The sequence below is a fragment of the Streptomyces zaehneri genome (genome assembly GCF_032248645.1).
Classification (GTDB): Bacteria; Actinomycetota; Actinomycetes; order Streptomycetales; family Streptomycetaceae; genus Streptomyces; species Streptomyces coriariae.
The window spans coordinates 1-14091 of sequence record NZ_JASTTJ010000035.1; the positions used below are offsets into that span (position 1 = coordinate 1).

General features: G+C 67.1%; 13 protein-coding genes. 7 read left to right on the forward strand and 6 right to left on the reverse strand.

Annotated elements, in window-relative coordinates; all coding sequences use genetic code 11:
- The first annotated feature begins 587 nt into the window (after positions 1–587).
- Both QQM72_RS37530 and QQM72_RS37535 read left to right on the forward strand, forming a co-directional pair.
- Positions 588–1343, forward strand: a complete 756-nt coding sequence (locus tag QQM72_RS37530; protein ID WP_314225273.1) for a CoA transferase subunit A — start codon at positions 588–590, stop codon at positions 1341–1343.
- Positions 1343–1996 (forward strand): CoA transferase subunit B, encoded by a 654-nt coding sequence (locus QQM72_RS37535; RefSeq protein WP_314225275.1) that lies wholly within the window; start codon positions 1343–1345, stop codon positions 1994–1996. The genes QQM72_RS37530 and QQM72_RS37535 overlap by 1 nt, the downstream gene beginning before the upstream one ends.
- A gap of 203 nt (positions 1997–2199) precedes the next feature.
- On the opposite strand, the gene QQM72_RS37540 is transcribed toward QQM72_RS37535, so the two are convergent.
- The gene (locus QQM72_RS37540) at positions 2200–3021 is read right to left on the reverse strand and encodes a FadR/GntR family transcriptional regulator (protein WP_314225276.1); all 822 of its coding nucleotides are present in this window, start codon (positions 3019–3021) and stop codon (positions 2200–2202) included.
- A 372-nt stretch (positions 3022–3393) separates the two neighbouring features.
- Here QQM72_RS37540 and QQM72_RS37545 point away from each other — a divergent pair, with 372 nt between their 5' ends.
- Positions 3394–4317, forward strand: coding sequence for a sugar ABC transporter substrate-binding protein (locus tag QQM72_RS37545; RefSeq protein WP_314225277.1), 924 nt, complete (start codon positions 3394–3396; stop codon positions 4315–4317).
- Positions 4318–4645: 328 nt separating this feature from the next.
- Positions 4646–5239 (forward strand): TetR/AcrR family transcriptional regulator, encoded by a 594-nt coding sequence (locus tag QQM72_RS37550; protein ID WP_314225278.1) that lies wholly within the window; start codon positions 4646–4648, stop codon positions 5237–5239.
- Between the two features lie 47 nt (positions 5240–5286).
- Here the strand turns inward: QQM72_RS37550 and QQM72_RS37555 are convergent, their stop codons facing one another.
- The 4 genes from QQM72_RS37555 to QQM72_RS37570 form a co-directional block, all read right to left on the reverse strand.
- A complete protein-coding gene (locus QQM72_RS37555; RefSeq protein WP_314225279.1) occupies positions 5287–5424 on the reverse strand; it encodes a hypothetical protein in 138 nt (45 codons plus the stop codon).
- A 178-nt stretch (positions 5425–5602) separates the two neighbouring features.
- Positions 5603–6784 (reverse strand): cytochrome P450, encoded by a 1182-nt coding sequence (locus tag QQM72_RS37560; protein ID WP_314225280.1) that lies wholly within the window; start codon positions 6782–6784, stop codon positions 5603–5605.
- Positions 6785–6795: 11 nt separating this feature from the next.
- On the reverse strand, positions 6796–7965 hold the full coding sequence (locus QQM72_RS37565; RefSeq protein WP_314225281.1) for an NAD(P)/FAD-dependent oxidoreductase: 1170 nt from the start codon (positions 7963–7965) through the stop codon (positions 6796–6798).
- Positions 7962–8186, reverse strand: a complete 225-nt coding sequence (locus tag QQM72_RS37570) for a ferredoxin (protein WP_314225282.1) — start codon at positions 8184–8186, stop codon at positions 7962–7964. Before QQM72_RS37570 ends, QQM72_RS37565 begins: the two co-directional genes overlap by 4 nt.
- A 364-nt stretch (positions 8187–8550) precedes the next feature.
- On the opposite strand from QQM72_RS37570, the gene QQM72_RS37575 reads away from it, so the two are divergent.
- Both QQM72_RS37575 and QQM72_RS37580 read left to right on the forward strand, forming a co-directional pair.
- On the forward strand, positions 8551–10638 hold the full coding sequence (locus tag QQM72_RS37575; protein WP_314225283.1) for a HelD family protein: 2088 nt from the start codon (positions 8551–8553) through the stop codon (positions 10636–10638).
- Between the two features lie 82 nt (positions 10639–10720).
- Positions 10721–11014 carry a DUF4193 domain-containing protein gene (locus QQM72_RS37580; protein WP_314225284.1) on the forward strand — a complete coding sequence of 98 codons (294 nt, stop codon included), beginning with the start codon at positions 10721–10723 and terminating at the stop codon, positions 11012–11014.
- A gap of 313 nt (positions 11015–11327) precedes the next feature.
- Here QQM72_RS37580 and QQM72_RS37585 read toward each other — a convergent pair whose 3' ends face one another.
- Positions 11328–12689 carry an ROK family transcriptional regulator gene (locus QQM72_RS37585; protein ID WP_314225285.1) on the reverse strand — a complete coding sequence of 454 codons (1362 nt, stop codon included), beginning with the start codon at positions 12687–12689 and terminating at the stop codon, positions 11328–11330.
- Between the two features lie 208 nt (positions 12690–12897).
- Here QQM72_RS37585 and QQM72_RS37590 point away from each other — a divergent pair, with 208 nt between their 5' ends.
- A complete protein-coding gene (locus tag QQM72_RS37590) occupies positions 12898–14091 on the forward strand; it encodes a Gfo/Idh/MocA family protein (protein ID WP_314225286.1) in 1194 nt (397 codons plus the stop codon).

The following is a 14091-nucleotide window of genomic DNA, read 5'->3' on the forward strand; positions in this document are numbered from 1 at the left end:
AGTAATCGATGAGCGGCGACTTGCCCACTCCGTGGCAAGTCGCCGCTCATCGATTACTAGCCTGCTCCGCAGGCTAGTAAAACGAATCTGACGCACGCTCCGCGCGCGTCAGAAGGCTAGCTACGTAAGGTCTTGTTGTGGTGCGTGCTCTGACTCCCTGTTGGAATCTGACGGTTCGTCAATACTGCCGTTGGGTCAGATTACGCCCGGCGCTCTTATGGAAGCAGAAAACTATGGAGTATCTGGGATCTCGGGTTCCCCTTCTTTGAAGGGGAACCCGAGTTGCCGGAGGGCCCGGTGCTCGATTCATCGTGTTCTTTACCTCTCAGACTCTTGACGCCCTCCATCCGGCCGACCGAAGATCACAGTAATCATTATGTTGAATCTGCTCCAGCCTGGACGGTGGAGCAAAGCTCGATCTTTTGCAAGCCGGCGCTGCCGTCTGCCCTCCTGACGGCGCACCCACCGGCGGTGCCTATATCGGACGGTGCCTTCCTTCCTCGGCCCTAATCGTCCTGGCCTCCAGCCCCTGGTCACGCTTGGGCTGGCGTCCCAGGTGCTCCTGCATAGATCACGAAGGACCTTCCATGGATAAGACCTATGCCACTGCTGCCGATGCTGTGGCCGACATAGGCAACGGAGCTTCTGTTGCCGTCGGCGGATTCGGCCTGTGCGGCATCCCTAGCACCCTCATCGACGCGCTCCACGCTCAAGGCGCCGCTTCTCTGCAAGTGGTGTCCAACAACTGTGGCACCGACGATCACGGGTTGGGCATCCTGCTCGGTGCCAGCCGCATCGCCCGCGTCACCGGCTCCTACGTCGGTGAGAACAAGGAGTTCGCCCGCCAGTACCTCACTGGGGAGCTCGAAGTCGAACTCGTGCCCCAGGGCACCCTCGCCGAGCGGCTGCGCGCGGGCGGCTGCGGCATCCCCGCCTTCTACACCCCCGCCGGGGTCGGCACCCCGCTCGCCGACGGCGGTATTCCCTGGCGCCATCACGCCGACGGAACGGTAGCCGACGCTTCACCAGCCAAGGAAACTCGTACTTTTGATGGCCGCGAGTTCGTCCTCGAAGAGGCAATCGTGTGTGACTTCGCGCTGGTGAGGGCAGCGCGTGGCGACCGCCACGGCAACCTCGTCTTCGATATGTCCGCTCGCAATTTCAACCCGCTGGCGGCCATGGCTGGTCGGGTGGCAATCGCCGAGGTCGAGGAACTCGTCGAACCCGGGATGCTGCGCCCGGAGGACATCCACCTGCCTGGAGTGTTCATCCAGCGGGTCGTGGCGCTGACCGCCCAGCAGGCGGCTGACAAGTACATCGAGAAGAGGACGGTGACCGCCTGATGGCCTGGACTCGTAATGAGATGGCCGCCCGCGCGGCAGCCGAACTGCGCGACGGCTCCTACGTCAACCTCGGCATCGGCCTGCCCACCCTGATCCCCGGCCACCTCCCGCCCGGCGTGCACGTCGTCCTGCACTCCGAGAACGGCATCCTCGGCACCGGCCCCTACCCGGACGAGCACGAGGTCGACCCCGACCTGATCAACGCGGGCAAGGAGACGGTCACCGTGCTGCCCGGCGCCTCCTTCTTCGACTCCGCACTCTCCTTCGGCATGATCCGCGGCGGCCACATCGACACCGCCGTCCTCGGCGCCATGCAGGTCTCCGCCCACGGCGACCTCGCCAACTGGATGATCCCCGGCAAGACGGTCAAGGGCATGGGCGGCGCGATGGACCTCGTCCACGGCGCCCGCCGCGTGATCGTCCTCACGGACCACACCGCCAAGGACGGCTCACCGAAGATCCTCGAGGAGTGCACGCTTCCGCTCACCGGAGAGGCCTGCGTCCAACGGATCATCACCGACCTCGGCGTCCTCGACATCACCCCCGACGGCCTCGCACTGGTGGAGACCGCCCCGGGCGTCAGTAGGCAGCAGATCCTGGACGCCACTGGTGCACCGGTGCACGTCCCCGAACCCGCCACGCGACCGGTGTGAGAGCGTCCGCCGGTCCGGTGATCCCGGACAGCCACCGGTCCGGCGGATTGGCGGCCATTCGGCCTGCCTGCATGGCCCGTTCCGGTCGCGGCACCGGTTCAGCCCACGATCAAGCCTCTGGGCATGTACTCCTGCCGGTCCGGTGCCCTGCGGCTGGCGGCCACGGTGCGCTCATAAGGCCTGCGGCCAAGGGTTTCTGATGGCTAGTCAGTTCGCATGGCAGCCGTGTCGTGCTCTGCGACGAGTTGCATCAGCGCGCCCTCGTCCCGCTTGTCCAGGGCATCGACCAGGGCGGCATGCAGTCTCCAGCGGTCGTGAATGTGCTCCGTCAGGGGGACGCCGGGTTCCGGCTGGATTGCAAGTGCGTGCTGTTCGACCAATTCCAGAAGGGCTGCGTACAGCGAGCGCAGGAGGGTGTTCGGGGAGATGTCGGCGATCCTGGTGTGCAACTGCCAGTTGGTCCGGACGAACTTGTCGGCGTCGCCGGATTCGGCAGCTGCTTTCATGTGCTCAAGGTGAACGCGGAGCTCTTTGATGTCGGCCGGGGAGGCATGCCACAGCGCGTCCTGCCATAGCAGGGGTTCCAGTGCGTTGCGGATCCGCAGCGCTTCGGTCACGTCAGCCTGGAAGGCGTCCAGCGCGAGAACGGAATGGGCGAGCTTGGCCATGGGGGTCTGCTCGGCCGCGAACAGGCCGCCGCCAGGGCCGCGTTGCACGGTGACCACTCCTCGTGTCTGGAGCAGTCGGAGCGTTTCGTTGAAGGTTCCGACAGAGACGCCGCATCGGACGCGGAGTTCGTCCTTCGTGCCCAAGCGTGTGCCGGGGGCGAGGCGTGCGGCGAGATCGGTCACGATGGCGGCTGCGGCTTCTGCGCGGGATGCTCCACCCGCTTGGCCCCAGTCCGCTCGTCGCAGTGCCGGCGGATCGCCGCTTCTGTCGGCTCGTGCGTGTCGCGGTCCACGCCGCCCGTGCTCATCTTGTGCCGTCGCGCTCTCGTCCCCGGGCAGGCCCTGGTGATTCGCCATGACGAATATCGTCTCACCTCTTGACGGCTGCGGAAACAGCAATGCAACATCATTATAATCATTACCATGAATTGGCTATGAGGACGCTTGCCCTTCGGCCAGACCGCCAGCAGCAACCTCACGCAGCACCGGCCGGCGCTTCGTCCGCCTGTCGCCGTGGCCTCCCCTGATCACCGTTCGGCCTACGCGCCGGCACGGAGCCAAGGGGTCGGTTCAGGAACCACAGTTCCGGATGACCCGGCTTCCCGGGCACGGCTGCCGTCGCGGCCGTGCGAGGCAGGTCTGCCCCCACAGAGTTTCCACTTGCACCGACCAACGAGAGGTCTGCACCGCGTGTCCCGCGTTCACAGACATACGACACTCGCCTCAGCCATGGGCCTGTGCCTGCTGCTGAGCGGCTGCGCCGCCAGCTCCACGGGCCGTTCCTCCTCATCCGGTCCGCCCAGCCTCGGGTTCGTCAACGGCGACACCAAGCATTTCCATACCTGCCTGGAAAAAGCGGTCCGTGAGACCGCCGCGAGCAACATGGCCACGCTGCAGGTCGCCAACTCGCGCGCCAGTGCCGGCCGCGAGCTCTCCAATATCAAGGCGATGATCGACAGCGAGGTCGACGCGATCATCATTCAGTCGGTCGACAGCAAGGCGCTCGATGCCGACGTCGCCATGGCCAAGAAGGCAGGAATCCCGCTTTTCGTCACTTCTTACACTCCCTCCGACGGCAACGACGACGTCCTGGGCGCCGTCCTCTTCCGCCTCCCAGAGATCGGGCGCCTGAACGCGGAGTGGATCAGCAAGGACGCGGACGGCAGACAAGTGGAAGTCGGCATCGTCTCGGGCGACGGAACATCCTCTTCCAACAGCATGGTCCGCGGGTTCACCAAGGCCTTGGCGGACAACGTCAAGGTCGTCGCTTCAGAACCAGGGGGCTACGACAGGTCCAAGGCGAAATCTGCAGCGTCCCGGATGATCCGGTCCCACCCGGATCTGCAGTACGTCTTCGTGGCAAATGAAGACATGGCTTTCGGGGTGCGCGAGGCGTTGGACCAGGCAGGGAGCACCGACGTACGCATCGTCACGGCCAACGGCACCGACGAAGGGCTGGCAGCCCTGAAGGACGGACGATTCTCAGCAACCGTCTCCAGTCCAGTCATGGAAATGGGAGAGTTGGCCGTCACCAGCGCCTTGTCACTTCTCCGCGGCGACCAGACAGACAAGATCGCTTACGTTCCCAACCGGCTGATCACCGAGGGGAACGCGGACACCGCGCCCATCTACTGCCCGTACGACGACATCTGAGCGCCTGCTGCGTCAGCGGCTGCGCTACCCCTGCCACTGCTGCGTCGCCACCCCATGGGCCCGTGGTTGGTCCGAGCCTCGTGGTGCCCCCCGGCCGACCATGCGACCGGCGCCTTCGCTAGCCGGAGGTGAGGACGCCGCGGATCCGTTTCTGGCCGGTCCTCCCACCGGAAACGGATCCGTGGTGGAGGCGGCATAGCCTCGCGTCTCCCGCAGACGGTTCGATCCGGCGCCGTACACGTGAGGCGGACGTTCCCGTTTGGCTGCTGCCTGAGACGGTCTTTCTTCCTTGCCGCGCAGCAAGGTGAAAGATACGGTTACGTACACCATGCCCCAGAGGACTACGCTACCCGGCCGCACTGCGGCACGTACTGCAGCGATCATCGGCGCCACGCACGAACTGCTACGCGAAGTGGGCTACGAGCAGTTGTCGATCGATGCGGTCGCGACGCGGGCCGGTGCCAGCAAGACCACCATCTACCGCCGCTGGGCCGACAAGCGCGCGCTGGTGTGTGCTGCGCTGCTCGACCGTTCGGTGTCCGCCCCGGAACTGCCGTCAGGGGCGCACGACCTGCGCGAGGACCTGGTGGCGCTGACGGACCTGGCAGCCGCTCTGGCAGATCAGGAGGATGTTCCGGGATTCGTCAGCCTGCTCGCCGCGGCGCAGAAGGAGCCTGCCGTCGGCGAAGCCCTGCAGAACGGAGCCCTGGACCCGATGCGCCGCAACTGCCGGGATGTCGTCCAGCGCGCCATCGGTCGAGGTGAGCTCCAGGACGCCGCCCTGTCGGATGTTCTGTTCGATCTGGTTCTTGGACAGGTCCTCGCGCGCAGCGTGGTTCAGGGGAAGGCCTTTTCCCCCGATGTGCGAGAACGCTTCGTGGACACGGTGCTGCTGCATGTCCTGACCTCCCAGCACGCCTAGCTAGCCGGTTGCCGCGCCGAACGGCCTGCGGCGGTCAGACGGCAGGCTCACGGCTCAGGCCCGGAGACCTGCTGAAGACCGACCGGCGAGGTGACGCGTCCCGGCTCGCCGTTGATCGACAGGGCGCAGAGCTGCCAACCGTCAGGCAGGGGCACCGGCCCGAGATGGTCGATGTTGTCCCGCATGACACGAAGAGCATGTGATGGCCGTTCATCGGTGCCGTCCCGTAGGTCGCCGCCCGAGGCGGGTCATTCCAGGTGGCTGGCGCCTGTTGACGAAGGCGCCACGACATGACAGGAAGAAGAGCCGGGCGACGACGGCGAGGTCCCCGGTCCAGCCGGGCGCCGCGTCACGTATGAGGGGTCAGTCAGTGACGACAGTTACTGGCAGCGAATCCAGGCCACGCAAGATGTTGTTGAAGTGTCGGACCGGCTCGCCGGCCTCGATGCGGGACACGCTGCGGAGCAGCGCCCGCAGGATCGCTTCGCCCTCCAGGCGGGCCAGGGCCTGCCCCGCGCAGCCATGCAGCCCGTAGCCGAAGCCGAGGTGATCGAGGTTGTTGCGTGTGATGTCGAAGCGGTCGGCGTCTGCCCATTTGCGTTCGTCGCGGTTGGCGGATCCGTAGAGAACGGCCAAGCGGGCGCCGGCCGGCACGGTGACGTCTCCGACGGACCAGTCGACGCGTGCCGTCCTTCCGAACACCTGGACCGATGACTCGTACCGCACGACTTCCCGAAATGCCTGAGGGGTCAGGGACGGGTCTGCTCGCAGCGCATTCCACTGGTCGGGGTGCTGAGCCATCAGCCAGACGGTGTGGCCGATCGCGTGCACGGTGGTGTCCATCCCTGCCGTGACGTAGGTCATGACCAGCCATGGAGCGACGGCCTCCGGGATCTCCCCGGCGTCGACGGCGTCGTACACCGCCCTGCCCATGCTGCCCTCGGACAGTGCTCCGCGAGTCGCACTGGCCATGACGTGCTCGGCCAGCTCGGGCAGCTGCGGGAACGATGCCTGGGTCCGGGCGTTGTCGGGTCCGAAGCAGTTGAAGTTCGCGTCGAGAAGGGGAAGCAACCGCTCGCGCCCCTCGCGCGGCAGACCGATCAGATCGCCGACGACCTCGACGGGGAACCAACGCGCGAGATCGGTCACCGCGTCGAAGGAGCCCTTCGCGACGAGGCGGTCGACCAGGAGGTCCGCACGCCGGGTTATGTCGGATGCCAGATCGCGCAGTGCCCGGGGAGCCAAACGGGCGGACAGGACGTTGCGCAGTTGGTCGTGCAGCGGCGGATCTGCGCGAAGGATCCCGTCACCGATGTAATGGTTGAACTGTTCGTTCAACGCGACGTCGGCAGACGAGAAGGACTCCCAGTCGCCGAGCACGTGGCGCGCCTGCTCATAGCGCGCGACGGCGAAGACATCGGATTGTTCGAGGTAGACGACCGGTCCCGCGTCACGGAGTGCACGGTAGACCGCGTAGGGATCGGCCATGACCTTCTCGGAGAAGATGTCGGCATCGGACCGGGGGGAGGTGACAAGGGAGGGCACTGCGGCCTCCTTCAGTGAGTCAGCACCTGCTGGGCGAGTTTGGTGAGTTTGGGCGCCGACATGGGGTAGTTCACCGCGGCGACCGTGCCGAAACCGCGCTCCTGCCCGGCGCGCCAGGCAAGCAGGACACGTCGGTCGGCGATGGATCCGTCGATCACCGTGGGCTCCCCAACGGGAGGGAGGTGTCCGGCCAGCCGGACCTTCAGACCGAACGCCTCGGTCCAGAAGAATGGTGGGGTGGTGGCAGCTGCCGCGCCGGACGGTTTCCGTCCAAGCAGGGTGGCGGCGGCGGTCCTGGCTTGTGACAGCGCATTCGACCAGTGCGGGCTGCGCAGACAACGCCCGTCGGCACGACGGAGGGAGACCACGTCGCCGGCACCGACGATGCCGGGAGCGACACGGCACTCGTCATCGACCACGACTCCGCCGTCGAGATGCACACCGCTGCCGTGCAGCCATTCTGTGTTGGGCAGGTCGCCCACGGCGGTGACGACGATGTCGGCTTCCGCGAGGAGCGTGCCGTCGGCCGACAGCAACCGGTCGGGGGCGCCGTCCTGGAAGCCGACAGTGACGCCGCCGGGAACGACACGAACCTGTGTACCCTGCTCTGCGGCCGCGTCCAGCAGTATGCCGGACAGCAGGGAGCCGAGACGGTCGGCCAGCGGACTGGCCCCGTCGACAACGGTGACGGACTTGCCGAGGCTCGCGGCCGAGGAGGCGACCTCCATGCCGAGGAAGCCGCCACCAGCCACGACAACCGTCTGCGCGCCATTCAGCCGCTGTCGCAGGCCGATGGCGTCGTCGAGGGTGCGCACAGTGAGCTCGCGGTCTCCGCCCGCGGAGGTGAGCCGCCTGGCGCGGGCACCGGTGGTGATGACCAGACCGTCGTAGTGCAGGCTTTCACCGTCTGCCAGTTCGACGACGTTTCGCGAACGATCGAGGCCGACGGCAGCGACACCAGGGAGCATCGAGACGTCGTCGGGGACGGGCAGGAAGACGCTGTCGTCGGGTGCGGCACCGACCAGTACACCTTTCGACAACGGCGGTCGTGTGTATGGCCGGTGGGGCTCATCGCCGAGCAGAGTGATCTCACCGTCGAAGCCGAAGCCTCGCAATGCGGCGGCACAGGCGCAGCCGGCCTGTGACGCCCCGGCGACAACGATGTGGCGCAGGGCGGTCACGCCGGTGCCGAAGTGGTGCTGACGTTCAGAGCCGCCACCGGGCAGGCGCGCACCGCAGCGTCAGCGAGAGGCTTCTGTATGGGCGAAATCTCGACCACGTCGATGACCGGTTCGTCGTCATCGTTGAGGTGGAGCAGCTCCGGCGCGGCCTGTTCGCACATCCCATAGCCCTCGCACCGGTCCCTGTCGACTGACAGTCGGCCCATTTCCGGTTGCTCCATTGCAACTCCCGATCTCTACCGGCCAGCAGTGCGCCAGCAGGACGATGCGGGCCGATCGCTCCCTCGTCCTGCCGTGGTGCCTGCCTGATCACTTTCAAGCTAGGATCGGCAGACCTGATAGTCAAGTCATGTGTCCGGTAAAATAGGACGTCAGGCAGGAGTCTCCGACCGGCGTTCTGCCACTCGAGCCGACGTCGTGCCGCCTTCGCCCGCAGCACTTGACGAAGCCAGGTGATATCTGCACTTACTCAGCCCATAGCCTCTTTTTCGTGCAATGGGAGGCTAATTACTTAAGTAAGTCAATATTTACTTTTTAAGTACTGAAGCGACATAGTGGTGGCCGAATCGAGAAGAGGAGCCCCTGTTGTCGCAGGTGTACGACCTCGCTGCGCGCGCGGTCGATCTGGAACAAGCTCACGTGTCCGCCCTGTACCAACTGCTCACCGAGCGGCTGTCCGAGGCACGAGCACACCGAGCGGCCGCGCTCAAAGCCCCGGCGGACAGTGCCGGTGAGGCACACGAGAAAGAGGTCACCGCAGAGCGTCTGGCCAAAGAGATCAGCCGGCTGGAGGGTGCTGAGAACGGGCTGGTCTTCGGCCGCATCGACTGGACGGACGGCACAGCCCTGCGCATCGGACGAATAGGGCTCCAGACGGAGGACGACATCCTGCCTCTGCTCGTGGACTGGCGCGCGAACGCGGCACGGCCCTTCTACGAGGCGACGCCGGTTCATCCGATGAACCTGCGACGGCGCCGACACCTGCGTCTCGAGGAGCGCACGGTGATCTCGGTGAGCGACGAACTGCTGGACGGTTCCGCTCCCACCGGTGAAGACGCAGTGGGTGACGGCCCGTTGGCAGAGGCTCTGTCGGCGCGGCGTACCGGCAGGATGCACGCGGCCGTCGCGACACTGCAGGCCGAGCAGGACGAGATCGTCCGCTCCGCCCACCGCGGAGTGACCGTGGTGCAGGGCGGGCCCGGCACCGGCAAGACGGTGGTCGCCCTGCACCGGGCGGCCTATGTCCTGTACGCCTTCCCCCGCGCCGCGGAGCGGGGTGTCCTGGTGGTCGGGCCGAACGGTCGGTTCCTCGACTACATCTCCCAGGTCCTCCCCTCGCTCGGAGAGAACGATGTCGTCCTGACGACCTGCCAGGAACTGGCCGGAGTGTCCACGGACACGGTGGACCCGTTCGATGCGGCGCGCCTCAAGGGCAGTTCCGCCCTCGCCGACGCTCTGGCCGGCCTGCTGCGCGCCCACCAGGCCCCGTGCGGCGAATTCACCGTGCGAGTCGGGCAGGAACCGGTTCACCTGCCCGCTGAGAAAGTCATCACAGCACGCGACGCCGCCGTGGCAACCGGGCTGGGGCACAACCCCGCGCGCCAGGTATTCAAGGAACTCCTGGTCGACGCCGTCACCGATGCACTGAAACGTGACATGAGCGACCTTCTGGAGCGGATAGATGCCGAGGTCACCCAGCTGACGGGCAGGAACCTCGACCGGTTCGCGGTGGCCGGCCCGCGCCACCTCGACCACGACGGCGCAGCGGCCTCGGGCCCGGCTCACGATCTGGACGCGGACACCATCCGGGCCGATCTCCTCGACGACGCCGGCGTCGACCGCGCAGTGGAGGTGCTGTGGCCGCGGCTGATACCCGGTGACCTGGTGAGAGCACTCCTGACGAACGTGGACGCTCTCGCCGAGCACATGCCCGGCCTGACCACCGACGAGCGGTCACATGTGCTTCGCGGCCCGGACGCCCCGTGGACTGATGCCGATGTGCCGTTGCTGGACGAGGCTGCGAGCCTGATCGATGGCCCGCCGGAGCGGACGTACGGGCATGTCGTCGTCGACGAGGCTCAGGAGTTGACCGCCATGCAATGGCGGATGATCGTCCGCCGTTGCCCGGCAAGGGCGATGACGCTGGTGGGTGACTTCGCCCAAGCGGGCCCGGTCGCGACAGCACGCGGCTGGAAGGAGGCGCTGAGCCCCCACGTCGGACCGCGGTTCAACCTGCACCACTTGAGCGTCAGTTACCGCACCACACAGGAAATCCTGGAAAGTGTCCGGGGGCTGCTCGCACGGATCGCTCCGGACCAGAAGCCGACACGCTCACTGCGAAGTGGTGAGGCTCCCCGCACCGTGTCCGCGCCTGCGGACGGGTTGGTCGCCTCCGTCGCCCAAGAGCTTCGAGCCCAAAGCATCACGTACCCGGGCGAGCTTCTGGGGGTGATCTGCGCGGACTGGAGGGTGAGCGAGCTGACGGCCGAAGGCATCGCACACCACGCACGCATCGTGCCGGCGTCCGAAGCGCGCGGCCTGGAATTCGACGGGGTCGTCGTCATGAGCCCCGAAGAGATCACCACAGCCCGCCCAGGTGGGGAAAGGGACCTGTACGTGGCCCTGACCCGGGCCACCAAGCGGCTCTGCACGATCACCGTCCAGCCCACCTGACCGGACCACTCTCCGCTTCCCCTCGTGTGGGCTCCCCAGCCCTACGCAAGCACCGCAGACGGCACATGACAGAGAAGGCAGCATGGCACAGGACTTCGACGCCCCACGCAACGACGGCGTCATCGACAACCTCGAGGAGCTCAAGTCCCGGAGCACCGCCACGTCCGCTTCGACCATCGACGTCGATGAGTTCGAGAGCGCTGTAGGCCTCGAACTTCCCGGTGCCGATCTCTCGGACGAGCAACTGGTCGTCCAGGTGCTTCCGCAACTGGACGACGAATTCGTCTGTGCGACCTGCTTCCTTGTGTACCACCGCAGCCAGCTCTCCGACGCGAGCGGCGCTCCCCGCACCTGCCTCGACTGCGACCGCACCTGACACCACGACGACTGCACAACGCCCCGCGGCCGGGCCGGTCACCTCGCCATGCGCTCCTGCCCGGCTGTGAGCGCTTCGGAGGTGGTCATCAAGGGGCGTACTCGCGTGACCTGACCGCGTGGAACCCGCAAGCGACTCGAACACGGCGGCACCGCCCCGGTCAGTCCCCGGTCACCATCAATGTGACGGGCAGAGATGACGCGCAGCCCTGCCGGGAGGGTGGTCGGATCTCGGTGAGCCGGTGATGTGTGGACTGCAGTTCGTCGATGTCGCCGGTCACTTGCACTCGTGAGCCGGCCACGAAGACACCGTGTCAGCGCTGACGCTGCATCAGGTCGATGATGCCGTCCGGGGACAGCACCTGCTCCACCCCCAGCACGGCCCCTCCGACCCGGCCCGCGTGCTCACCGAGGCGGCTCGCCTCGATCCGGAGGTTCCTCGTGGCCAGTGGCAGCGCCCGGTGGTAGACGACCCCTCGTACTCGCGACACCAGTTCGTCGCCCACGCTCGCCAGGGTTCCGCCGAGGACGACGCGGGCGGGGTTGCAGACGTGCACCAGGAGGGCGACGACCTCTCCTATGTGCTCGGCCGCGTCGAGGACGATCCTCAAGGCTGCGGGATCACCGTGCCGGATCAGGCGGGTCAGCTCTTCCGTTCCTGTCAGGGCATCTTCCGCGGTCTCGGTCAGAAGGCCAGGTTGTGCGGCCCGTTCCCGTTCCAGCCTGGCGGTCATCGCCGCGGCGGACGCCACCGCCTCGATACAGCCCGTCTTGCCGCAACGGCACACCACGTCGTCGGCGCCCCGCACCGGCAGGTGCCCGATATCGCCGGCGGCTCCGTCCGCACCACGGTGCAGTTCTCCCTCGGCGGAGACGAGCCCCCCTCCGATTCCCGTGGACACCGTGACAAACAGCAGAGGCAGTTGATCCTTGGGCAGGGTGCGGGCCTCCCCCAGGGCCATCAGGTTCGCATCGTTGTCGACCAGGACCGGGCAGCCGAACCGCTGAGAGAGGACCTGGCCGACCGGGTAACCGTCCCAACCGGGCATGATCGGCGGACGGACCGGTATGCCGGCGGCGTGGTCCACCGGGCCCGGAAGACCGACGGTGACGGCGCAGAGGTCACCGGGTTCACCGTCTGCAGCACCACTCCTGTCCCCCGTGGCCAGGATTGCGCCGACCGAGCCGTGCAGTTCCTTCAGCGCGGCCTCCAGTTGTTCCAGCACCGCCTCCGGGCCCTGCGCCAGGTCGACCGGGATGTCGAGCGAGGCGAGCCTGTTCTGCGCCAGATCCGTGATCGCCAGCCGGGCCTCCAGCGCGCCCACGTCGGCGACACCCACCAGCCCGGCGCGCGGATTGACGGACAGCCGCTGCGGTGGCCTGCCGCGTCCGGGCCGGCCCACGGACCCGTCCTCGATGATGACCCCTGCCTCGATCAGCGCTTCCAGATGGCGCGTGACGGTGGAGCGGGCGAGGCCGGCCCGCTCCACCAGTTCACCGCGGTGCACGGCGGCGCCGGAGGCGATCAGCCGGGCGAGGGTGGAGTAGAGCAGTCCCCCGCCGTCCCGGAACCGCAGCACCGGAACGGACAGACGCGGATGGACGATGCCCCCCGGCTGTTGCCGGACGGAGGCTGCGGAAGAGGGGGCGATGGCGGCGCCGGGCAGAGCACTCATGGCCGCACAGCCTAACCCAATCCCCCTCCCATTATGAGTCTCAAGACGCAAAAACAAATGCTTGTGTTGGCTTAAAGCTGTCGCTTAACGTCCGATACGGAAGCGGTTAACAACCCGGTCACATGAATGACGGTACTGCCGTTACAGCCGTTCCTCGCTGTCCACCGTGGCGTCAGCCCCCGTACCCGTCATAAGAAGGGCAACCTCCATGCCCCTGCTCCCGCGCCCCTCACTCGCTCCGGACCTCCCCGCACGCAGCGCGTCTCCGATCCGTGCCGCGGTCATAGGCGCAGGCATGATCGCCGAGGTGCACCGCCGCTCCATCCGCACCGCCGGCGGCCAAGTGGCCGGCGTCCTGGCCTCGTCCGCACAGCGGTCCGCCGAAGCGGGTGCGGCCTGGTCGGCACCGGGAGAACCGGTCCGCGGCTATCAGGACGCGGATCAGCTGCTGGCCGACCCGGACATCGACGTCGTTCATATCTGCACCCCCAACCACACCCACGTCGCCTACGCCGAGCAGGCCCTGGACGCGGGCAAGCACGTGGTCTGCGAGAAGCCGCTGGCCGTCTCCGTGGAGGAGGCGGAACGGCTGAGTGCCGCCGCGGACCGGGCCGGCACCATCGCCGCCGTACCGTTCGTCTACCGGTATCACCCACTGATCAGGGAGTTGCGTGCCCGCCGTGTCGCCGGGGAGTTCGGCACATGGCATCTCCTGCACGGCAGCTACCTGCAGGACTGGATGCTGGATCCGGACGCCTCCGGATGGCGCGTCGATCCGAGGGACGGCGGCGCCTCCCGGGCCTTCGCGGACATCGGGTCGCACTGGTGCGATCTCGTCGAATTCGTGTCCGGCGAGCGATTCACCGAACTGACCGCGCGCGGCAGCGTGGTGGTGCCCGACAGGCCCGTCACGGGAGCAAAGTCCTTCACCGCGCCGGACACCGGGTCAGCCGCCGGACGCGCACCCGTGGTCACCGAGGACGCCGCCGCGGTGCTGTTCCGCTCGGAGAACGGGGTGCTCGCCGCCACCGTGATCTCGCAAGTCTCCGCAGGCCGCAAGAACCGGCTCTGGTTCGAACTCGACGGCTCGGCCGGCAGCGCCGTGTTCGATCAGGAGAGCCCCGAGACGGTCTGGCTCGGCGGCCGGTCCGAATCACGTCTGCTGCACCGCGGAGCCGGCGACACCTCACCCGAACAGCAGCGGCTCACCGTCGTACCGCCGGGCCACCCCCAGGGGTACGTGGACTGCTTCGCGGCCTTCACCGCCGATGTGTACACCGCCATCACCACCGGCGCCGTTCCGGAGGGACTGCCGCTCTTCGCCGACGGGCTGCGTTCGGCGCACCTGGTCGACGCTTTCCTGACCGCTTCCGACACCGGAACCTGGACGAAGGTGAACTGA

What these genes read in the sequence shown, in the direction of transcription:
- QQM72_RS37540 (WP_314225276.1), bottom strand. Translation starts at nt 3,021, where the DNA reads ATGGCGAATCACCAGGGCCTGCCCGGGGACGAGAGCGCGACGGCACAA.
- QQM72_RS37535 (WP_314225275.1), top strand. Translation starts at nt 1,343, where the DNA reads ATGGCCTGGACTCGTAATGAGATGGCCGCCCGCGCGGCAGCCGAACTG.
- QQM72_RS37545 (WP_314225277.1), top strand. Translation starts at nt 3,394, where the DNA reads ATGGGCCTGTGCCTGCTGCTGAGCGGCTGCGCCGCCAGCTCCACGGGC.
- QQM72_RS37590 (WP_314225286.1), top strand. Translation starts at nt 12,898, where the DNA reads ATGCCCCTGCTCCCGCGCCCCTCACTCGCTCCGGACCTCCCCGCACGC.
- QQM72_RS37570 (WP_314225282.1), bottom strand. Translation starts at nt 8,186, where the DNA reads ATGGAGCAACCGGAAATGGGCCGACTGTCAGTCGACAGGGACCGGTGC.
- QQM72_RS37585 (WP_314225285.1), bottom strand. Translation starts at nt 12,689, where the DNA reads ATGAGTGCTCTGCCCGGCGCCGCCATCGCCCCCTCTTCCGCAGCCTCC.
- QQM72_RS37530 (WP_314225273.1), top strand. Translation starts at nt 588, where the DNA reads ATGGATAAGACCTATGCCACTGCTGCCGATGCTGTGGCCGACATAGGC.
- QQM72_RS37550 (WP_314225278.1), top strand. Translation starts at nt 4,646, where the DNA reads ATGCCCCAGAGGACTACGCTACCCGGCCGCACTGCGGCACGTACTGCA.
- QQM72_RS37555 (WP_314225279.1), bottom strand. Translation starts at nt 5,424, where the DNA reads ATGCGGGACAACATCGACCATCTCGGGCCGGTGCCCCTGCCTGACGGT.
- QQM72_RS37580 (WP_314225284.1), top strand. Translation starts at nt 10,721, where the DNA reads ATGGCACAGGACTTCGACGCCCCACGCAACGACGGCGTCATCGACAAC.